This window comes from Agrobacterium sp. MA01, from assembly GCF_009650195.1.
Taxonomy (GTDB): domain Bacteria; phylum Pseudomonadota; class Alphaproteobacteria; order Rhizobiales; family Rhizobiaceae; genus Allorhizobium.
Genome location: NZ_CP045854.1, coordinates 248,591 through 267,748, shown reverse-complemented (window position 1 = coordinate 267,748; position 19,158 = coordinate 248,591). Strand labels below are relative to the sequence as shown.

Sequence of the window (19,158 nt, the reverse complement as noted above, 5' to 3'; positions counted from 1 at the left end):
CGCACCAAGGGGAGGACGACATGACTGCCATCGATCTGAACAGCGACCTCGGCGAAAGCTATGGCGCCTGGGCCATGGGCGACGACGAGGCGATGCTCTCCATCGTCTCCAGCGCCAATGTCGCCTGCGGTTTCCATGCCGGTGATCCACTCGGCATCTGGAAGACCGTGAAGGCTGCCGCCGAGCGCGGCGTTTCGATCGGGGCGCATGTCTCTTATCCCGATCGCGTCGGCTTTGGCCGGCGCGACATGGATGTCACCTCGGCGGAACTCACCGCCGACGTGATCTACCAGATCGGCGCGATCAAGGGCGTTGCGGCGGCAGCGGGGGTCAGCGTCGGCTATGTGAAGCCGCATGGGGCTCTCTACAACCGCATAGCCCACGACGCCAAGCAGGGTCAGGCCGTCATCGATGGCATCAAGGCGATCGATCCGACACTGGTGATGATGGGCCTTGCGGGATCACCGATCCTGGAACTCGCTCGCGCCTCAGGCCTCGCCGTAGTTGCCGAGGCCTTTGCCGACCGGGCCTATACGCCCGCAGGTGCGCTCGTGTCCCGTCGCGAAGCCGGTGCGGTCCTGCATGATTCCGCAGTCATCGCACAGCGCATGCTGCAGCTCGCGCATGACGGCACGATCGAGGCGATCGACGGGTCCAGGATCAAGATCGATGCGCAGTCCATCTGCGTCCATGGCGACAGCCCCGGCGCCGTCGCCATCGCGCAGGAAATCCGACAGGCCTTCGAAAAGGACGGCATCGCGGTGCGCTCCTTCCTCAATCGCTGAGATCCGCAAGGAGAGACTTCGATGATCGATCTTGAGACCTTGCGCCATGTCGATGCGGCCGAAGCACGGACGGCCCGCGAACGCTATCGCGCGGGTGCCGTCGAGCCGACATCCGGCGTGGCACCGGGCTTTACACAGGCGAACATGATCGTCTTGCCGCGCGACTGGGCCTTCGACTTCCTGCTCTATGCACAGCGCAATCCGAAAGCCTGCCCGGTGCTCGACGTGTCCGATCCGGGTTCGCATGCGACCGTGCTTGCCGAGGGCGCTGATCTGCGCCGCGATGTGCCGCTCTATCGGATCTGGCGCGACGGCCAGCTTGCCGAGGAGGTGACGGACGCAAGTGCAGCCTGGGCGGAGCATCCCGATCTCGTCAGCTTCCTGATCGGCTGCAGCTTCACCTTCGAAACGCCGATGATGGAGGCGGGCATCGAGATCCGCCACATCACCGACAAGTCGAATGTGCCGATGTACCTGACCAATCGCGCCTGCCGGCCTGCGGGTCGACTGCAAGGCAATCTGGTCGTCTCGATGCGGCCCATCCCGGCGGGGCGCGTTGCGGATGCTGCCACGATTTCGGGCCGCTTCCCGGCGGTTCACGGCGCACCCGTGCATATTGGCGCGCCGGAAGAGCTCGGCATTGCCGATCTCGGCAAACCGGAATTCGGCGATGCCGTTCGGATTGGCCCCGGTGAAGTGCCGGTCTTCTGGGCCTGCGGAGTGACGCCGCAAGCTGCGGTCATGGCCTCGAAAGTTCCGTTTGCCATCACCCACGCACCCGGCCACATGTTCATCACCGACATTCCCGATTCCGCCTATCACGCCTGAGGCCAAGATGCGTTTTCTTCCCGTCAGCCTGACCGTTCTGATCGTCGAATTGAAGGATCTCGACGAGACGCTCGCGCTCTTCGCCTCGCTGGAGGCGCAGCCGGTCGACGGCGTCGTCGACATCGTGCCGGCCGCGCGCACATTGATGATCCGCTTTCGTCCGGAGACGCTGACGGCTGAAAGGCTCGCGGCGGCGATCAGCACGCGCGACCTCTCGGCGAAGATCCCGCCATCCGACATGCTGGTCGAGATCCCCGTCAGCTACGACGGGGAGGATCTCCAGGATGTCGCTGATCTGACGGGCTTGTCGATTGAGGACGTGATCGATCGACATACCGCGAGCGAGTTCACAGTCGCCTTCTGCGGCTTTGCTCCCGGCTTCGGTTATCTCGTCGGCGGCGATCCGATGCTGCAGGTACCGCGACGCCAGAGCCCGCGCACGAAGATCCCCGCCGGCTCCGTTGCACTCGCGGGTGCATTCTCCGGTGTCTATCCGCAGGCGAGCCCCGGCGGCTGGCAGATCATCGGCACGACGCCCGTGAAAATGTGGGATCTGACGCGCGAGCCGCCGGCCCTCTTCCAGCCGGGATACCGGGTGCGCTTCTTTGATTTGGCCAAGCGGACACAGACTGTCACTACCTCGGTCACATCGGATGTAGCCCCGCCCCCTGTTATCGAGCATGCGGCATCCACATCCATCAGGGTTACGGCCGCCCCGATGCCGGCACTGGTGCAGGATCTCGGTCGCTTCGGTCAGACGGGGCAAGGCGTCTCGTCCGCCGGTGCGCTGGACCAGGGCGCGTTCCGGGCTGCGAACCGCACCGTCGGCAATCCTGTCGGCGCCGCCTGTCTCGAAATTGCGCTAGGCGGTTTCTCGTTCGAGATCTCCGGCCCCGGTGTGATGGCGCTGACCGGTGCTCCCTGCACTGTCGCCATCCTGGACGCGAAGGGCCGTGTGACCGAGGCGTCCAGCTATCAGCCGATCTCGCTCGAAGCCGGCGATCGCGTGACGCTCGGCTTTGCCGCACGAGGCGCTCGCAGCTATCTCGCATTTCGCGGTGGTATCGACGTAGCGCCGGTTCTCGGCAGCGCATCGACAGATACCTTGGCCGTCGTGGGACCAGAGGCGGTTGGCCTGGGCGCGGTGCTTGCGATTGGCACGTCCGAGCGCGGTCTTTCGCCTGTATCGCTCACCGAGAGCCCAGCCTTCGACTGTCCCACACCCGGTGACATCGTCACGCTAGACGTGGTCATGGGGCCGCGCAGCGACTGGTTCACCGAGCACGGCATCGCCACACTTGCATCCCAGGTCTACGACGTGACGCCGCAGTCGAATCGGGTCGGTATCCGGCTTTCAGGGCCAGAATCACTTGAACGCAAGGATAAGGCGGAGCTTCCAAGCGAGGGAACGGCGACCGGCGCCATCCAGGTTCCGCATAGCGGCCAGCCGGTGCTCTTCCTCGCCGATCATCCGCTGACCGGCGGCTATCCGGTCATCGGCACGGTTGCCGAATATCATCTCGATCTTGCCGGGCAGATCCCGGTGAATGCAAAAATCCAGTTCCGGCCCATCACGCGCTTCGCCGAGATCGTGCCCGACAGGGCATGACGCTTACCGCCGCGATGAGAGGCCAGGGAGACACTGAGGAGACCCCGATGAAGAAAGTGCTGATTGCCAATCGCGGCGAAATCGCCGTGCGTATCATCCGCGCCTGCCGCGACTACGGGCTCCAGTCCGTCGCCGTCTATGCCGACCCCGACATGGACGCGCAATTCGTCAAGCTTGCAGACGAGGCCTATGGTCTCGGTGGCAGCCGCCCGGCGGAGACCTATCTCGACATTGAAAAGCTCATCGCCATTGCGAGGCGTTCAGGAGCCGATGCCGTCCATCCCGGCTACGGCTTTCTCTCCGAGCGCGCCGAGTTCGCCCGCGCGGTTCAGGAGGCCGGGCTTGCGTGGATTGGCCCGGCCCCTGAAGTCATCGAAGCGCTCGGCGACAAGGTAGAGGCACGGCGGATCGCGCAGTCGGTCGGTGCGCCGCTGGTCGCAGGCAGCGATGGTCCGGTCGAAACCGCCGAAGAGGTCATTGATTTTGCCAGGAAGTATGGGCTTCCCGTCGCGATCAAGGCCGCCCATGGCGGCGGTGGGCGCGGCCTGAAGGTCGCCTGGAAGATGGAGGAAGTGGCCGAGCTCTATCATTCGGCCGTGCGCGAGGCCGAGGCCGCGTTTGGTCGTGGCGAGTGTTTCCTAGAGCGTTTCCTCGACCGGCCGCGCCATATCGAGGCGCAGGTTCTCGCCGACAAACATGGCAATGTGCTCGTCCTCGGGACGCGTGACTGCTCGCTGCAGCGGCGCAACCAGAAACTCGTTGAGGAGGCACCAGCGCCCTTCCTGACCGACGCGCAGCGTCAGTCGATCCATGACGCGGCCAAGAAGATTTGCGCAGCCGCCGGTTATTCGGGTGCGGGTACGGTCGAATTCCTGCTCGGGGTCGATGGCACCATCTCGTTCTTGGAAGTGAACACCCGTCTGCAGGTCGAGCATCCCGTAACCGAGGAAACCACAGGCATCGATCTCGTGGTGGAGCAGTTCCGTATTGCCGAAGGCAAGGCGCTCGAAGTGCTTGAGACCCCTGCGCCGCGCGGCCACTCAATCGAATTTCGCATCAATGCCGAAGACCCGGGCCGCGGCTTCCTGCCGACGCCGGGTAAGATCACCCGTTTCGATCCGCCTTCGGGTCCCGGCGTTCGTCTGGACACCGGTGTCACTAGTGGCTCCACCATCCCCGGGACCTTCGATTCTCTCATGGCGAAGCTGATTGTGACCGGCTCGACGCGCAAGCAGGCGCTGGCGCGGGCTCGAAGGGCACTCGCAGAGTTCAAGATTGAAGGCGTGGCGACCGTCCTGCCCTTCCATCGCGCTGCCATGGAAAGCCGCGACTTCACCGGAGAAGAGGGCTTCCGCGTCCACACACGCTGGATCGAGACGGATTTCGCAGAGCCGCTTGCGGCCGCCTCCCGTCCAGAGCCGGTATGTGACACGTCCCTGATCCGGACCCATGTCGAGATCGATGGCAAAAGACATGAACTGGCGATCCCAGCCATACTGCTTTCCGGCCTCGGCAATATCTCCGGCGGACAGGCTGGCGGTGTACAAGCCTCATCCGGCAAGACGGAAGACAGCATGAGCATTGCCGCGCCCATTTCGGGCACGTTGCAGGCGTTCAAGGTCGAGGAGGGTGCAGAGGTCCAAAGCGGCGATCTGATTGCGGTGATGGAAGCGATGAAGATGGAAACCCAGGTCATCGCTGCGCGCAGTGGTCGTGTCAGCTTCAAGAGCGAGGCAGGCGCCTATCTGGCTGCCGGGCAAGAGATCGCGCGCTATCTGGACTGAGGGCCTGTGCACTGACAGGGTCGGCGAAACCTCGTCGACCAATTTCATCTACTCGGCCGCGCCTGAATAGCAAAAGGCCCGCCAATGGCGGGCCAAACGCTGAAGCCGAAGACCCTCAGGCCTTGTCGACGACATTCTTCACGGCTTCCTTTGCCTCACCCTTGGCCTGCTGGCCATGGCCCTTGGCTTCCTGAGCGGCGCCCTTGGCTTCCATGCTGTGGTTGTCGGTCGCGTCGCCGACAGCCTGCTTGGCCTTGCCTGCGAGTTCATTCGACTTGCCGGAAATCTTGTCGGATGTGGAACCCATTTTCGTTCTCCTTGTGGGCGGTGACGCACAGCTTCCAATTCGCTACCCGGTCATCTGCCGGGAAAGTCCATCTCGCGCTGCTTTACGATCCGCTTGATCCTAAAATGCTTTAAGGCGAGAATCGTTCCGATGTTTGAGGCCAAATGTACTGCATGAGGCTGGTTCATGTGTGCTGTGACGGCGTGACTTGTCCCTTCACAACGGCTCTCCCGGACACACAAAAACCGGTGACACCGCGAAGCATCACCGGTTTGATTGATCCGTCTGACTGGACGCTCAGCGCTTGTAGGCGCCGAGACCGGGGCGATAGGTCTTGTCGTCGAGGAACTGCTTAAGGCCCTCGGCGCGGCCATTGCTCTTGTCGAGGAAGAGCATCTGCTCCAGCTTGGCGTAGATGTAGTCGTCGGCCTGTTCCCAAGGCATGTTGCGCACGCGCTTGAACGTGTCCTTGGCAGCCTTGAGCACCACCGGGTTCTTTTCGAGCAGGCTTGCACAGAGAGCGCGGACGCGGGTCTCGAGATCAGCCAGCGGCACGGACTCGTTGACGAGGCCCATCTCGCGCGCCTTCTGACCGCCGAAGGTCTCGCCGGTCATGATGTAATAGAGCGAGTCGCGGTGGTTCATCACTTCTGCGACGGCGCGCGTGACATTGCCACCCGGCAGAATGCCCCAGTTGATTTCCGAAAGGCCGAAGGTTGCCTCATCAGCAGCAATTGCGAGATCGCAGGAAACGAGTGGCGTGAAGGCGCCGCCGAAGCACCAGCCGTTGACCATGGCGATGGTCGGCTTTTCGAAATACATCAGGCGGTTCCACCAGCCACCGGACTGACGGCGGCTCTTCAGAACGGCCGCACGGCCCTTGCCGTCGTTCTCGCGGAAATACTCCTTCAAGTCCATGCCAGCCGACCAGGACTGGCCAGCGCCACGCAGAACGAGGACGCCGCAGCGATCATCGGCTTCCAATTCGTCCAGCACTTCCAGCATGCGGATGTTGAGCTTCGGACTCATTGCATTGCGCTTTTCCGGACGGTTCAGCGTGACGAAGGCGATGCCGTTGTCGAATTCGACCAGAACCGGATCTGGCGTGGTGTTTGTCTCAGTCATGGTGGCTCCTTGAGGCTTTTCGTGGGGGCTCACGCCCGGTCGAAGGTGTTCAGCTGTTGGCATGGGCCTGGCGCAGAATGTGCTTCTGCGCCTTTCCGGATGCCGTTCGCGGGATATGGTCGAGGAATACGATGCGTGCGGGACGCTTGTAGGATGCCAGACGATCGGCACAATGGGCGAGGATTTCGTCGGCAGAGGGCAAGTCTGCCTGGGCAACGATAAAGGCGACGCCGCATTCACCCCATTTCGGATCGGGCAGCCCGAGCACGGCAACATCCCTTACCTTGGGATGCGCGCCGATGACGGCCTCTATCTCCGCCGGGAAGACGTTCTCCCCGCCGGAAATATACATGTCCTTGAGCCTGTCCGGGACGGAGATGACGCCGCCTTCGGCACGTCGACCAAGATCCCCGGTGCGATACCACTCGCCGACGAAGGCCCGGGCGGTCTCGCCCGGATTGTTCCAGTAGCCCGGCGTCACTGAGGGACCCTTCACCCAGATTTCTCCGACGTCGCCATCCGGCACGTCCTGACCGTCATCGCCGACCAGCCGGACGGCGAGAAGTGGTGCGGGATAGCCGACGCTGCCAGGATGCCGCGCGACCGCATCACGATCCAGCGGCATGTGAATGGTCGTGCCGGCTTCGCTCATGCCATAGCCGTTGACGAGCGGAATGCCGTCTTGGAGGAAGGTTTCGATCAGCGCCGGCGACAGTGGCGCCCCGCCGATGAAGATCGCCTGCAGTGCTTTCAGAGCCGTCGGGTCCCAGGCGGAAGAGTTTCTAAGGGCCGCGGCCATCTGCGGGACGGCGAAATAGTGGGTGATGCCCAGCGCCGGATCTCCGAGGACGGAAAGGGTGCGGTCGGGCATGAAGCGATCGGAGATGACCAGGCGTCCGCCCATCATCAGTGTCGTGCGGCCGATCGCAACCAGACCGATGGTGTGGAAAAACGGCAGGTCACAGAGCGTGACGGAGTGGCTGGTGACTTCACCGACCAGCGAAAAGTTGACGGCAGAGGCAAAGGCATTGCGGCGTGTGATGACCACACCCTTGGGGCTCCCTGTCGTCCCCGAGGTGTAGAGCATGATGCAGGGTGCATCCGCATCGACCGCGGCTGGCTCTGCCCGCGGTGAAGACGCGACCATCTCGGCCCAGCCACCGTCGCCTTCAATGGGGATGGTTCGCGGCATTGCCTCGGAGATCTCCGCGAGGACCGACGCGAACTCTGGATCATGCAGCAGCAGCGAGGGTTCACAATCGGCGATGATCTGTCCGAGTTCGGCCGCTCCGAGACGCCAGTTCAAGGGTACGAAGACCAGACCAGCGCGCTGACACGCCAGGCAGACGGTGATTTGCTCGATGGAGTTGCGTCCCAAAAAGGCGATGCGCTGCATGACCGGATTATCACCAACGATCTCCAGAAGCCGGTAGGCCGCGCGGGCCACGGCCAGATCCAATGCCCCATAATTCAGGGTTCGGCCGGTCGCCACTTCGTAGACCGCCGGCCGTTCTGGCGTCACCTGGGCTCGGTAGATGACGGGATCGTCCGTCTCAAGACCGACGGCTCCCCTGACTGCCAAAACAGACTTGATTTCAGGCTGCATGTTTGTCCTCCTCATCGCCACCCCTCAGGGGCCTCCTTGGCGAATTGTATGTTAAACATACTAATTGACCTCCAAGTGTTTGACAAGCGGCAATTTGACTGTTGCAGTCGAAAGTGATCATGAATGATTCCGTAAGTTCGATGCCGCATGATTGGAAGAGGAGCCATGACTCGACACAATGACCTGAAGCCCGCGAACGACGACGATGTCTTCGAAGTGGGCTCGCCATTACGCACAGGCCGCCTCGACGACATTCTCGGCTTTCACCTCAGGATGGCGAATGTCGCCATCTATCAGGACTACACGGCCGCCATGGGCGACATCGGGCTGACGCAGAAGCAGTTTGCCGTCCTCGAACTGATCGCCGCAAATCCGAGGGTGAGCCAGATCGACATCGCCAACCAGCTCAGCATGGACAGGGCAACGATGATGGCGCTGGTGAACCGTCTGGAAAGCCGCAATCTTCTGGAACGGCAACCATCCCCCATCGATCGGCGACGCCAGGAGCTGCTGTTGACCGAGGCGGGGGCCGAGATCCTGAAACAGGCCCGCAACATCCAGAAACAGCATGAACTGCGCTTCACCGCGCGATTTACGCCCGAGGAACTGCAAGCATTCATCGAAGGGCTGAAGCGTGTCTATGCGGATATCATGCCACGCAACAGCCAGACCGACTGACCGTTGTCGACATGCTTGCGAAAGAAAAACGGCCGCCCGGAAGGCGGCCGTTTCATTTCCATGATCAGAAGGGATAGTGCTGGTTCGGATCTTCGATCGTGATCCAGCGCAGCTCCGTAAACTCGGAGATCGCGGCCTTGCCGCCGAAGCGACCATAGCCACTGCCCTTAACGCCGCCGAAAGGCATCTGCGGCTCATCGAAGACCGTGGGGCCATTGATGTGGCAAATGCCGGACTCGATGCGCGCGGCGACAGCGAGCGCGCGGCGGATGTCGCGGCTGAAGACGGCGCCGGAGAGACCATACTCGGTATCGTTGGCAACGCGGATCGCTTCTTCCTCATCCTTCACGCGCATGATCGGCTTGACCGGGCCGAAGCTTTCTTCCTGATACATCCGCATGTCCGAGGTGACATTGTCGAGCAGAGTTGCTTCGACGACGCTGCCTTCGCGCTTGCCACCGGCAACGAGCTTTGCACCCTTGGAAACGGCGTCGGCGATCAGCTCATCCATCTTCTTTGCAGATTCGAGGCTGATGAGCGAGCCGAGCACGACGTGGCCCTTCGGATCGCCGGCCGGCAGCTTCGATGCCTTGGCGGCGAGCTTTGCGACGAACTCGTCGGCGATTTTTTCATCGACGATGATACGCTCGGTCGACATGCAGATCTGGCCCATATTGGCGAAGGCGCCAAAGGCGGCGGCGTTCACGGCCGCGTCAATGTCGGCATCATCGAGGATGACGAGCGGCGCCTTGCCGCCGAGCTCCAGAAGGGCCGGCTTCAGATGACGGCCGCACAGTTCGCCGATGATCTTGCCGACCTTGGTGGAGCCGGTGAAATTGACGCGCTTGACTGCCGGGTTGGTGATCAGGGCTTCGACGATCTGGGCTGCATCCTCGGGCGCATTGGTGATGACGCTGATGGCACCAGTCGGAAGGCCGGCTTCAACGAGGCACTGAGCGATCAGACGATGGGTACCAGGGCACTGCTCCGATGCCTTCAGGATCACGGTGTTGCCGCAGGCGAGCGGCATGGCGACCGCACGGGTGCCGAGGATGATCGGCGCATTCCACGGCGCGATGCCAAGGCAAACGCCGACGGCCTGGCGCATGCCCATGGAGAGCGAACCCGGCTTGTTGGACGGGATGACTTCGCCCGAGATCTGGGTGGTCATGGAAGCGGCTTCGCGCAACATGCTTGCAGCAACCATGACGTTGAAGGCGCCCCAATGGCCGGTGGCTCCGGTTTCGGCGACCACGAGTTCGGAGAACTCGGCGGTCTTCGATTCCATGATGTCAGCAGCCTTGAGCAGGATCTTGCGGCGCTCACCGGGGCCGGTCTTCGACCAGGCCGGGAAGGCTGCTGCAGCTGCGTCTACGGCTGCGTTGGCATCCTCGAGGCTTGCGGCCGAGGCCGTGGTCGCCACTTCCTGCGTAAAAGGATTGATGCGGGTAAAAGTGCGTCCGCCCGCGGCCGCCTTTTCGGCACCATTGATCAACAGCGAAACATGCATATTCATGGATCTTCCTCCTCCATTATTTTCAGGTTCAGAAATTGGTCCGTCGTTTTCTTCCGGCCCCGCCTGCTCTCTTGCGATCAGGTCTCGATCCTCCAGAGAGCAGGTTATTCCTAAACGGACCGGCAACCTCCCCGATCCGCTCTATTTTGTAAGTCTAGCAAACAATTGTTTTTTGACAAGTGGTGCCGCCTGGACGAGACGTCAATAGGGCAGCCCGACATAGTTCTCCGCCATGGCCGTGGACGCCGCTCTCGAATGGGTGAGGTAGTCGAGCTCGGCTTCCTGGATCTTCTGGCCGAAATCTCCGGTATCCGGAAAACGGTGCAGCAATGTGGTCATCGACCAGGAGAAGCGAACAGCCTTCCAGACACGCTTAAGGGCACGGGCCGAATAGGCATCGAGTGCGGCATTTGACTTTTCCTGATAGTGCTCGATAAGCCCCTCGATCAGGTAGTGCACGTCGGATGCGGCAAGGTTCAGGCCCTTGGCGCCCGTCGGCGGCACGATATGCGCGGCATCGCCGACGAGGAACATCCGCCCGAAGCGCATCGGCTCGGCGACGAAGGAACGCAGCGGCGCGATCGACTTTTCGAAGCTCGACCCCGTCACCATGGCCTCAGCGTGGTGGGCCGGCAGGCGACGGCGCAGCTCGTCCCAGAAGCGATCGTCGGACCACATCTCGACCTTGTCGTCGAGCGAGCACTGAACATAGTAGCGGCTGCGGGTTTCGGAGCGCATCGAGCACAGCGCAAAACCGCGCGGGTGGTTGGCATAAATGAGTTCATGGTTGACCGGCGGCACGTCGGCGAGGATCCCCAGCCAGCCGAAGGGATAGATCTTCTCGAAGGTCTTGATCGCGCCTTCGGGCACTGCCTTGCGGCTGGCGCCATGGAAGCCGTCACATCCGGCGATGAAGTCGCAATCGATGCGCTGCGTGACACCATCCTTCTCGAAGGTGACATGCGGCTGGTCGCCGTCGAAACCGGAGGGAACGACATTCGTGGCATCATAGATCACCACACCGCCGTCGCGCTCGCGGCGCTCGATGAGATCGCGCGTCAGCTCCGTCTGGCCGTAGACCATGACCTGCTTGCCACCGGTCAGATCGAAGAGATCGATACGATGGTCGCGGCCATCGAACGTGAGGGAGAAACCGTCATGCGGAAGACCTTCCCGATGCAGGCGCTCGCCGACGCCGGCGCGATCCACGAGGCCGACAGTTCCTTCTTCGAGCACCCCGGCCCGCACGCGAGACAGAATGTGGTCCTTGCCGACGCGGTCGACGATCACATTGTCGATGCCTGCATTGGTGAGAAGCTGCCCGAGCAAGAGGCCGGACGGGCCCGATCCAATGATGACGACTTTGGTTCGCATGTTTCCTCCCACGATGCAGCCATTTGTCTTTCGACAAGTTTTGACGGCGAGCGCGGCCGTCAACAATGGACGCATCGCGTCTTTTGTTGCACAAATCGAACATGACGAAACGCAAGCAGCCAATGCGGACCTCGATCCCGACTTACGAGCTTTATGGCGAGGACGATCCCGCGGGTTCGCGATTCTGGGTGCATTGCGAGACAATTCCGGCCCGAAGTGCACTGCATCACTGGGAAATCGGGCTGCACAGACACGAACGCTATTTCCAAATCCTGCTCGTGACAGGCGGCTCCGGCGATGCGGTCTTCGAAGGAGAGATTGCCCGTTTCGAACCGGTCTCGATCGTCACCGTTCCGCCCGCTATCGGGCACGGGTTCCGCTTTTCACCAGAGATCGACGGCTACGTCTTTACCTTTCTTGCCAGTCGCTTGCCGGTCCGACCGGGTGAGCCGAGCGCGCTCGGGCAGTTCCTGTCGACACCAAGCGTGACCCGCCTTGCCCCGCAGGATCCGGAGGGGCAGTTGATTCTCTCCCACCTGCTCAGGGTCGCGAGCGAATGGCAGGGGCGGCTTACGGGGCGCACCGTGCTGATGGAGACGGGGCTCGCCGCGGCTCTGGCGCTTGCAGCCCGTCTCGCTGCCCAGGGTGAAACCGAGAAAGAGGCGACCGATGAGAACGATCGCAGGCTTGAGGCCTTCTCGTCATTGCTGCACCGGGAGGTTCGCAACCATCGTCCGGCATCGTTCTACGCCCATGCGCTGGGGATAACGGCGACCCATCTGAACCGTGTGCTCAAGACGAAGACAGGCCTTGGTACGCAGGAGCTGGTGGCGAGACGCCTGATCGAGGAAGCACAACGCGAGCTGCTGTTCACGCCCGGCAGCATCAAGGAAGTCTCGTTCCGCCTCGGCTTTTCCGATCCGGCCTATTTCTCCCGCTTCTTCAGTCGCCAGACCGGGATGACACCGGCCAGCTGGCGCGCTCAGGAACAGATCCGCCTGGGATCTCGGGCGGAAGATGCAGAAACAGTCAAGGCTGGCTGAACAGATCGATCAGAACCGGCCGCATCTCGTTCATCGGCCACTCGCGGGTCTGCGTCTCCGGGCGCATGCCGGGGAGGAACCCTTCCCGCTCAAAGCGGGCGACGAGGTCCCGATCCGCCGATACGACATGGATCGGGACGGCGCGCGAAGCATTGGGGCCGGTGATTATGGCCGCAGGCTGATGGTCTCCGAGGATGACGAAGACGGTATCCTCGCCAAAGCGTGACATGTAACTGCCGAGAGTTTCGAGGGAATAGTCGATCGTCTGGATATATTGCGCGCGCACACGCTCCGGGTCGGCCCAGACGACCCGAGGCGGGTCGCCGCTTTCCGCCTGTGCGTTGAAGATCGAGCCGTCGCCGACGGCGTCCCAGTCGATGAGGCTGGCAACGGGTGTCCACGGCGCATGGCTGGAGATCAGCGCCACTTCCGCCATCACGCGTTCGCCCGCAGCCCGTGCAGGGGCGCGACCCAGGCGCTCGAAGGCTGACAGGGTATACTGATCCGGCATCGTGACCCAGTTGAAGGGCTTGCCCTGGTAATCGAGGTCGGCTGCCGCCAGGATCTGGCGATATCCGTAATATGCGGCTTCAGGCCACTCCATCGTAATGGCAGGCATGGCCGCGATGCTCTTCCATCCGGCTTCGGCAAACAGCCTGTTGAGGCTCGGTTGCTGGCTGATCATCAAGCGGTCGTAGCGCGCCTGGCTGTCGACCCAGAGGCCGGAGAGGAGCGTTCCGTGCGCCAGCCAGCTGAGACCGCCAACGGTCGGAGCGGTGACCCAGGCACTGGCGGAAACGAGACCGGCTCGCTCAATCTCGGCTTGGACGCTTGCGAGGCGTGGTCGGGTGATCGACGCATATCGAGGATCCTCCAGCGCCGAGCGGCCATAGGATTCAACGAAGATAAGCACGAAGTCCTTGTCCTTGACGCGTCCGAAGAGCCCGGCGCCGTTGCGGGGGCCCTCTCCCCGCGACAGAGCGGTTTCAAAGACATGCATGTCCTGAACAGAGCGGATGACAAGCGTCAGTCGCTTGTTGAGGTAAGAGGGCATGCGCGCTTCGACCCGGGGCGCGTCCAAAACAATCGCAATCCCGCCGAGAAGGGTGATCGCCACCAGCGACAGAACAAGCCATGAGCGCACGGGGCGCCCGATTTCCGTTAATCGGCGTGCCGCCCACAGAAACAGCATCAGTATGGCGGACAAGCCCAGAAGCGCGGCCGCGACAGCAGCAAAGGCTGCCAATGTGCCGACGGTCCCTGAAAACAGATTCCAGCCATCGGCCAGCATCTTGATATCGAGATAGGGATTGAACGGGCGCTGAAAGGCAGCCTGGGTGCCGATGTCGGCCATCTTCAGGAACAGGATCAGAAGCAGGACCAGTCCGCACAGAAGCCCGATCGGCCGACGTAGACTGCGCGGGACCGCGAGCAAGAGCAGCATCATCAATGCCCATTCGAGCGGCAGACGGGTAAAAGCATTGAGGGCGACAGCATCGGGGTGGTCCGGCAAGGTGAAAGCAAACCAGGCGATCACTGTCACCACGAGGGCGCCGATATAGGGCTTAAGCGTGTCGGCTGACTTCATGATCCAGTCACTCCGCTACCGAGAAGGGCAGATCGATTGCACGCGGGAGGATTTGCCGTCATGAAGGTCCGCTGCCTCTCTTTCCGCGTATAGGATAGCAAACGACCACTCACCCCCGACGAAAGCCCCGCCGCTTGCCCATTCTGCGTCTCCTTGCTCCCGTCGCGTTGATCGCGCTCCTGGCATTTCTCCTGTCCAGAACGGATCTGACCGCGCTGGGCGCCGCCTTCTCGCAGATCTCCGTTACGCATGTCATCGCCGGTCTTGCCCTGGTGCAGGTGCAGATCATCGTGTCGGCGCTGCGCTGGCGCTTTACCGCGAGCCGTCTCGGCGAACCGTTCCCGGCGAGCGTCGCGATCAGCGAGTACTACGTGGCGAGCCTTCTCAACCAAAGCCTTCCCGGCGGCGTCGCCGGTGATGCCGTGCGCGCCTACCGCATGCGCAATGCCGGCGCCGGCGGCTGGAAAGGACCAGCCAAGGCCGTGATCTTCGAGCGGCTTTCCGGCCAGGCTGCGTTTTTCGTTCTGGCGCTTTCCGGCCTGTTCGCCTGGCCGCTGGTCCTCGGAGGCGAGGATGCCGGACGTCAGGCCTTGCTGCTGGTGCTCTGCTTCTTCCTGTTTGCCGCCGCAGTCTGCGCGGGCCTGATCATCGTGAAGCGTCGGTACAAAGGGTTCAGCCATATCGGCGATGACCTGTTGCGCGTCTTCATCCGCCGTGGCGCGCTGCCTGTTCAGGCGGGGCTCAGCCTTGTGATCGTCGGCAGTTACGTCGCGACCTTCTTTCTTGCGAGCCATGCTGTTGGCGCGCCCCTCCCCGGCATTGCGGCATTCACGATCATTCCGCTCTGCCTGATCGCGATGCTGATCCCCGCTGGTTTCGGAGGCTGGGGTACGCGGGAAGCCGCCGCGATGGCGCTCTGGCCACTGCTTGGCGCCACCGAGAGCCAGGGATTGGCTGCGAGCGTCGTTTATGGAGCTCTCTCTCTTGCCGGCGCCCTGCCGGGTCTCGCGATCCTCTCGCTCGAGGCCATCCGCGGAAAGCCGCGTCGCGCCTGAACGCATCGTCATCGGCTCTCTATCCGGGCGTAAACGTCGCCGGATTGCGCTTCGGGAGGCATTTGCGACAGCTCGACCAGCAGCTCGTCTGCCGATTTCCACCGGTCCGACACGAACCGATGCTGCTCTCCGACGACCCGGTTGAAGCGATAACTGCCGATGCCCATCAGACGATCGATCGCGTTGGACGCAACGGAGGGCATGGCCGGAATGTATTCGAAGGCGATCAGGGGCATCGGCTTTGAAAGGCCGTAGAGAATTTCCGCCTCCGCGCCCTCGACGTCTATCTTGCAAAAGGCAGGCATACCGTATTTCGCGACGAGATGATCGAGCGTCACCATCGGCACCGTGACCTTGCGGTCCCAGACGACCTGCGAAAACCCCTTGCTTTGCTTCACCGTCTCGACGAAGCGGCTGGAGATGCTTGTGACCGTCGGATGGCGGCTCGAGATCAGCAAATCGATCTGCCCGGCGGTCCGACCGACGGCCACCCGTTCGAAGCCGGTCAACGCGCCTGCAAAACGGTTTTCGATGAAGTCTGCGAAAGCTGGCTGGGGTTCGACCGCCACGACTTTCGCTCCGAGCTTCAACAGGGTGCTGCTGCGGCTGCCGACATGGGCGCCGATGTCGAAGACGAGATCACCCGGCTTGACGATCGACGCATAGAATTGCCGCAGCGCCGATCTGCGCCAGGGCTGGCCGTAGTAGACGACGAGCGAGCGGGCGAGCCCGAATGATGTCGAGAGACGCTCGCTGAGACTGGTCATGACGTGACGGGCCGACGCAGCAGGTAGATCACGTCCACCGTAAACGAATAGGCGAGCGCCAGAAGCGCGACCGCTGCGATGGCGGTAGAATAGGGAACGGTCACGAAGGGGATCAGGATCAGGCAGAGTGCCGAAATCTGGATCACGCAGACAAGCTTGCGTCGGAACGAGGGGAAGAGCTCGCCGTTCAGCTTCGGCAACACCCAGCCTGCGGCCACGAAACCGTAGCGCATCAGGCCGATCAGCAATACCCAGAGACCCGCCTTTTCCAAGAAGGCTGCGGCGACGGACAGGACCAGGATCAGCACTGCATCGACTTCCATATCGAAGCGGGCACCGAAGGACGATTCATGTCCGTAGCTGCGCGCGAGATAACCATCGACGCCGTCGAGCGCCAAGGCGATGAGAACCACACCGGCAAGTGTCCAGAGTGCCGTATCGGTCGCAGCGAGACTGTCGAAGCACAGCACGGTCGCGCCAGTCAGGCTAACGAGACAAGCGCGAAAGGCGGTGACGAGATTGGCCGGGCCGAACTTGCGATGGGGGTGATCGGGCAGAGCATAGACCACCAGCGCAAACATCAGCGCGAGCGACAGAATGACCGAGGCCACGAAATCCCAGCCGAGCGGGAGGTGAAAGGAGACGATCACCGCGACGACCGATGTGCCGACAAGCAGGCCTGAGAGGCCCGCCAGTGTGTTCATCAGCAGTCCACGACGCTGTCGCAGCATCGCGACCCAGTCGAGCTGGGCATCTGCCCATGGCCGACCGAAACCATCGCCGCCAAGCCGTTCAGGCTCGCTTGCCATCTTGCAATCCTCCCTGCCCGCCTGGAGCTTATTCTGCCGCGACCAGAGTTTCCAGATCGAGCATGTGGCCGGCGCGCAAGGTCTTGGTGCGCAGATAGTTTTCGTTTTCCGCCGTGACCCGACCGGTGACCGACGCCCGTGCCTCGACTTCGATGCCGCCCAGCTTGAGGCCGGCGATCTTGGTCGGGTTGTTGGTGTAGACCGCCACCTTCGCGATCTCGAGATGCCGGAGCATGGCAACGGCTGCTTCATAACGGCGATGATCTTCGGCGAGCCCGAGCTCGGCATCCGCATCGATCGTGTCGAGGCCGAGATGCTGATAGCCATAAGCACGCATCTTGGCGCCGATGCCCGTGCCGCGCCCTTCCTGGTCGAGATAGAGCAGCACGCCGCCGCCCGCCTGCTTGAGCAGGGCAAAACCATTGCGCAGCTGGTCACCGCAATCGCATTTCAGGGAGCCGCAGAGGTCTCCGGTAAGGCAGGACGAGTGAATGCGGATCGGCACGGTCTTCGTGACATCCGGCTTACCGACGATGATGGCGACCTGATCCTTCTGAGCCAGGCCACCGCGGAAGACGACGAAGTCGGCATCACCAAGATCCTTCAACGGAACGCGGGTGCGAACGACTTGGTCGAAGCGCTGACGGGCGGCATCAGCGCCTTTCAAACGGCTGGAGGCGATCTCGCAGCAACCGCCGAACCGATCTGTCATGGTCGTGACATCCGCCAGCACCATGGCCGGCAGCAACAGCGCCAGGCGGGCCAGTTCTGTCGTCTGTGTCGCCAGTGCATCCGCCGGCTGCCACAATGCAGGCTTTTCCGCACCAAGTGTGTAAGCAAGCCGTGAGGCATCATCGAAAGACAGACCGGCCAGCGGCGTGATCACGTCCTGTTCGGCTCCGATCCCCAAACGACCGGCCCGCGGCGCGGTCAACAGGAGGCTGTGCCGGTTCTCGGTGACGGCTGCGAATTGATCGAAAAGCGAGGGCGCTACACAGTCGAGCGCCAGGACAGCAAGCTTTCGTTCTCCCTCCGTTACGATCACGGGTCGGCCATAGCGCAGCTCGGCTACGGCGCGTTCTACTTCGATCTCGGCGGTCGAGAATTGGAAAGCGGACTGGCTGGACTTGGACATGAGGCGTACTCTCCCTATCAGTGGCAACCATTACGCCGAAGTTTCAGCGATGGTTTGCGCATCCGCCATAAATTTATTTTGATGGCGGCTAAGGAACAAAATGTCTTCTTCGGCAATACGTTCCATTGGTGCGCATATTTAGGGTGGGGGATCTGCAGTTTGAAGCTCGAGGTGAATGAACAATCCGTATCTGCCGGAAAGACGGCGGCTGCGCTGTGGTTCGAGGCAAAGGAAATCTGCCGGCTCCGGCATGAGCCGCTTGGCATGCCTGCTGGAAACGAAGTGCTCGTGCGAACACTCTACAGCGGGATCAGCCGCGGGACAGAGTCCCTGATCTTTCAAGGCGCGGTTCCTCAAAGCGAATTTGAACGCATGCGCGGACCGCATATGGAAGGCGAGTTCCCCTTTCCGGTCAAATATGGCTATGCGGCCGTCGGTGAAATCGTCGATGGTCCCCGTGAACTCATCGGACGCAATGTCTTTGCCCTTCATCCTCATCAGGATCGCTTCATCCTCCCGTCAGACCAAGTAACCCTGTTACCGGAGACGCTGCCGCCGCGACGGGCGGTGCTTGCCGCCAATATGGAAACAGCGCTCAACATTATCTGGGATGCAGGCGTGCAGCCGGGCGACCGCGTCGCCGTCTTCGGCGCCGGCGTTGTCGGGACGCTCGTCGCCTATATCGCCTCGCGGATTGCAGGCACGGAAACTGTCTTGATCGACAAGGATCCGTCGCGCCGTAATCTGGCTTCCGATCTGGACCTCACGTTTGCCGAGCCCGACATGATCGACGGGGAATTCGACATCTTGATCAACGCCAGCGCAGCCGCGGTCGCGCTCGAAAACGCCATCGCCCATGCGGGCTTTGAAGCGAGAATTGTCGAAGCCAGCTGGTATGGCGACCGCATGGTCAGCATTCCCCTGGGCGGTGCGTTTCATTCTCGACGCCTGTCCCTCGTCAGTTCGCAAGTCGGCGGAATTCCTTCGTCACGCCGGGCTCGCTGGACCTATCACCGGCGAATGAGCAAGGCGCTGGAACTGCTCCTGGATCCGCGTCTCGAGCGCCTTATCTCCGGTGAGACCGCTTTTTCTGAACTGCCAGACGCCTACGCTCGTATCCTCTCCACACAGGACACCCTGTGCCATCGCATCCGCTACTGACGAAAGAGA

The 19,158-nt window shown here is 62.1% G+C and carries 17 protein-coding genes; 8 read left to right on the top strand and 9 right to left on the bottom strand.

All coding sequences use genetic code 11. The features are described from left to right. Positions 1-20: 20 nt before the first annotated feature. From GH983_RS01200 to GH983_RS01185, 4 genes are read left to right on the top strand one after another with little or no spacing between them, the layout of a single operon-like run. On the top strand, positions 21-785 hold the full coding sequence (locus tag GH983_RS01200; RefSeq protein WP_069042293.1) for a LamB/YcsF family protein: 765 nt from the start codon (positions 21-23) through the stop codon (positions 783-785). Positions 786-806: 21 nt separating this feature from the next. Beyond that, entirely contained in the window at positions 807-1,613 is an 807-nt protein-coding gene (locus GH983_RS01195; protein ID WP_069042294.1) for a putative hydro-lyase, read from the top strand. A 7-nt stretch (positions 1,614-1,620) separates the two neighbouring features. Beyond that, entirely contained in the window at positions 1,621-3,222 is a 1,602-nt protein-coding gene (locus tag GH983_RS01190) for a 5-oxoprolinase/urea amidolyase family protein (protein WP_153761398.1), read from the top strand. 47 nt (positions 3,223-3,269) lie between these two features. After that, entirely contained in the window at positions 3,270-5,006 is a 1,737-nt protein-coding gene (locus tag GH983_RS01185) for a biotin carboxylase N-terminal domain-containing protein (protein ID WP_069042296.1), read from the top strand. Between the two features lie 115 nt (positions 5,007-5,121). Here GH983_RS01185 and GH983_RS01180 read toward each other — a convergent pair whose 3' ends face one another. The 3 genes from GH983_RS01180 to GH983_RS01170 form a co-directional block, all read right to left on the bottom strand. Beyond that, positions 5,122-5,313 carry a CsbD family protein gene (locus tag GH983_RS01180; protein ID WP_054150897.1) on the bottom strand — a complete coding sequence of 64 codons (192 nt, stop codon included), beginning with the start codon at positions 5,311-5,313 and terminating at the stop codon, positions 5,122-5,124. A gap of 276 nt (positions 5,314-5,589) precedes the next feature. Continuing rightward, complete coding sequence (locus tag GH983_RS01175) at positions 5,590-6,417, bottom strand: p-hydroxycinnamoyl CoA hydratase/lyase (protein ID WP_054150898.1); 828 nt, start codon at positions 6,415-6,417, stop codon at positions 5,590-5,592. 49 nt (positions 6,418-6,466) lie between these two features. After that, a complete protein-coding gene (locus GH983_RS01170; protein WP_069042297.1) occupies positions 6,467-8,023 on the bottom strand; it encodes an AMP-binding protein in 1,557 nt (518 codons plus the stop codon). Between the two features lie 165 nt (positions 8,024-8,188). On the opposite strand from GH983_RS01170, the gene GH983_RS01165 reads away from it, so the two are divergent. Further along, the gene (locus GH983_RS01165) at positions 8,189-8,701 is read left to right on the top strand and encodes a MarR family winged helix-turn-helix transcriptional regulator (RefSeq protein ID WP_054150900.1); all 513 of its coding nucleotides are present in this window, start codon (positions 8,189-8,191) and stop codon (positions 8,699-8,701) included. Between the two features lie 64 nt (positions 8,702-8,765). Here GH983_RS01165 and GH983_RS01160 read toward each other — a convergent pair whose 3' ends face one another. Further along, positions 8,766-10,211: an aldehyde dehydrogenase gene (locus GH983_RS01160; RefSeq protein ID WP_069043936.1), complete on the bottom strand. Its 1,446-nt coding sequence runs from the start codon at positions 10,209-10,211 to the stop codon at positions 8,766-8,768. Positions 10,212-10,418: 207 nt separating this feature from the next. Further along, positions 10,419-11,591: a 4-hydroxybenzoate 3-monooxygenase gene (gene pobA / locus GH983_RS01155; RefSeq protein ID WP_153761397.1), complete on the bottom strand. Its 1,173-nt coding sequence runs from the start codon at positions 11,589-11,591 to the stop codon at positions 10,419-10,421. A 122-nt stretch (positions 11,592-11,713) separates the two neighbouring features. On the opposite strand from pobA, the gene GH983_RS01150 reads away from it, so the two are divergent. Then, positions 11,714-12,634 (top strand): helix-turn-helix domain-containing protein, encoded by a 921-nt coding sequence (locus GH983_RS01150; RefSeq protein WP_069043937.1) that lies wholly within the window; start codon positions 11,714-11,716, stop codon positions 12,632-12,634. Here the strand turns inward: GH983_RS01150 and GH983_RS01145 are convergent. Next, on the bottom strand, positions 12,621-14,222 hold the full coding sequence (locus GH983_RS01145) for a sulfatase (RefSeq protein ID WP_069042299.1): 1,602 nt from the start codon (positions 14,220-14,222) through the stop codon (positions 12,621-12,623). The two genes, GH983_RS01150 and GH983_RS01145, sit on opposite strands and share 14 nt — an antisense overlap. 134 nt (positions 14,223-14,356) lie before the next feature. Here GH983_RS01145 and GH983_RS01140 point away from each other — a divergent pair, with 134 nt between their 5' ends. After that, a complete protein-coding gene (locus GH983_RS01140; protein WP_153761396.1) occupies positions 14,357-15,277 on the top strand; it encodes a lysylphosphatidylglycerol synthase transmembrane domain-containing protein in 921 nt (306 codons plus the stop codon). An 8-nt stretch (positions 15,278-15,285) separates the two neighbouring features. On the opposite strand, the gene GH983_RS01135 is transcribed toward GH983_RS01140, so the two are convergent. From GH983_RS01135 to ribA, 3 genes are read right to left on the bottom strand one after another with little or no spacing between them, the layout of a single operon-like run. After that, complete coding sequence (locus GH983_RS01135; RefSeq protein WP_069042301.1) at positions 15,286-16,044, bottom strand: FkbM family methyltransferase; 759 nt, start codon at positions 16,042-16,044, stop codon at positions 15,286-15,288. Next, positions 16,041-16,853: a CDP-alcohol phosphatidyltransferase family protein gene (locus GH983_RS01130; protein ID WP_069042302.1), complete on the bottom strand. Its 813-nt coding sequence runs from the start codon at positions 16,851-16,853 to the stop codon at positions 16,041-16,043. The genes GH983_RS01135 and GH983_RS01130 overlap by 4 nt, the downstream gene beginning before the upstream one ends. Positions 16,854-16,881: 28 nt before the next feature. Then, the gene (gene ribA, locus GH983_RS01125) at positions 16,882-17,988 is read right to left on the bottom strand and encodes a GTP cyclohydrolase II RibA (RefSeq protein ID WP_069042303.1); all 1,107 of its coding nucleotides are present in this window, start codon (positions 17,986-17,988) and stop codon (positions 16,882-16,884) included. On the opposite strand from ribA, the gene GH983_RS01120 reads away from it, so the two are divergent. Further along, the gene (locus GH983_RS01120) at positions 17,959-19,149 is read left to right on the top strand and encodes a zinc-binding alcohol dehydrogenase (RefSeq protein ID WP_236759342.1); all 1,191 of its coding nucleotides are present in this window, start codon (positions 17,959-17,961) and stop codon (positions 19,147-19,149) included. The two genes, ribA and GH983_RS01120, sit on opposite strands and share 30 nt — an antisense overlap. Positions 19,150-19,158 lie beyond the last annotated feature (9 nt).

Bases quoted from the DNA above. Each gene is read 5' to 3' on its own strand.
- GH983_RS01200 (WP_069042293.1), top strand. From the start codon at position 21: ATGACTGCCATCGATCTGAACAGCGACCTCGGCGAAAGCTATGGCGCC.
- GH983_RS01195 (WP_069042294.1), top strand. From the start codon at position 807: ATGATCGATCTTGAGACCTTGCGCCATGTCGATGCGGCCGAAGCACGG.
- GH983_RS01190 (WP_153761398.1), top strand. From the start codon at position 1,621: ATGCGTTTTCTTCCCGTCAGCCTGACCGTTCTGATCGTCGAATTGAAG.
- GH983_RS01185 (WP_069042296.1), top strand. From the start codon at position 3,270: ATGAAGAAAGTGCTGATTGCCAATCGCGGCGAAATCGCCGTGCGTATC.
- GH983_RS01180 (WP_054150897.1), bottom strand. From the start codon at position 5,313: ATGGGTTCCACATCCGACAAGATTTCCGGCAAGTCGAATGAACTCGCA.
- GH983_RS01175 (WP_054150898.1), bottom strand. From the start codon at position 6,417: ATGACTGAGACAAACACCACGCCAGATCCGGTTCTGGTCGAATTCGAC.
- GH983_RS01170 (WP_069042297.1), bottom strand. From the start codon at position 8,023: ATGCAGCCTGAAATCAAGTCTGTTTTGGCAGTCAGGGGAGCCGTCGGT.
- GH983_RS01165 (WP_054150900.1), top strand. From the start codon at position 8,189: ATGACTCGACACAATGACCTGAAGCCCGCGAACGACGACGATGTCTTC.
- GH983_RS01160 (WP_069043936.1), bottom strand. From the start codon at position 10,211: ATGCATGTTTCGCTGTTGATCAATGGTGCCGAAAAGGCGGCCGCGGGC.
- pobA (WP_153761397.1), bottom strand. From the start codon at position 11,591: ATGCGAACCAAAGTCGTCATCATTGGATCGGGCCCGTCCGGCCTCTTG.
- GH983_RS01150 (WP_069043937.1), top strand. From the start codon at position 11,714: ATGCGGACCTCGATCCCGACTTACGAGCTTTATGGCGAGGACGATCCC.
- GH983_RS01145 (WP_069042299.1), bottom strand. From the start codon at position 14,222: ATGAAGTCAGCCGACACGCTTAAGCCCTATATCGGCGCCCTCGTGGTG.
- GH983_RS01135 (WP_069042301.1), bottom strand. From the start codon at position 16,044: ATGACCAGTCTCAGCGAGCGTCTCTCGACATCATTCGGGCTCGCCCGC.
- GH983_RS01130 (WP_069042302.1), bottom strand. From the start codon at position 16,853: ATGGCAAGCGAGCCTGAACGGCTTGGCGGCGATGGTTTCGGTCGGCCA.
- ribA (WP_069042303.1), bottom strand. From the start codon at position 17,988: ATGTCCAAGTCCAGCCAGTCCGCTTTCCAATTCTCGACCGCCGAGATC.